This is a genomic window from Candidatus Symbiothrix dinenymphae, assembly GCF_001431085.1.
This window is the reverse complement of the sequence record NZ_BBRU01000192.1, coordinates 1-673: the sequence shown is the minus strand read 5'-3', so window position 1 is coordinate 673 and position 673 is coordinate 1. Positions and strand designations below refer to the sequence as shown.

Here is a 673-nt window from a genome sequence, read left to right as displayed (position 1 = left end):
ATATATATGTTTATCATATGGTTCCTTATTATATTCCAGAAAATGATTCCATTGATAAAACAAGAGAGCTAAAAAATCATCCTGATAGCTATTACAAAGATGAAATATTGACTGTGAATTACCATAAAGTGCTAAAAAAAGATTCAATTGTATTTTTAGACCTTATTTTTGGTGAAAAATCAAAAACAGAATTGGTAGATACGAATGCTAATTATTATCCTTTTTGTATGTCTCATTTAATGATTGTATCAGGTTTCGATACAATTAGGTTTGGTCAGAAAGAAATAGTAAAGAAAATAAATGAGGCATGGACAATTAAAAATTCTAATTCTTCGGTAAAATTAAAGGCACGCGAAAAAAGTATATTGATTTGGGAGTTTAAAGATTAATTGGTTGATTATGAATATGAAAAAATACTATTTACTCGCGATTGCTTTCCTTTTGACAAGTTGTTCTGTAAGGTACATAAGTTATGTTCTGTATAACATAGGGGAAAATGATATAATAATTCACAAAAGAGTTATATATGTTCCTCACTATGTCAATGATAGTTTAAAATATATGCAAAGTAATACCATTGAAACAGTGTTGTTACATCCTTGTGAAGGACATGAAATAGGTTCCGGACGGATTTTATCAAAATGGAAACCAAAAGATTTGAAACGTTTTATGT

The 673-nt window shown here is 28.1% G+C and carries 2 protein-coding genes; both read left to right on the top strand.

The window, feature by feature from the left end; genetic code table 11:
- Positions 1-389 (top strand): hypothetical protein (locus ASC50_RS02765; protein ID WP_158648318.1); only part of this gene is annotated, 389 nt, incomplete at its 5' end.
- Between the two features lie 16 nt (positions 390-405).
- Positions 406-673 (top strand): hypothetical protein (locus ASC50_RS07465; RefSeq protein ID WP_226995354.1); only part of this gene is annotated, 268 nt, incomplete at its 3' end.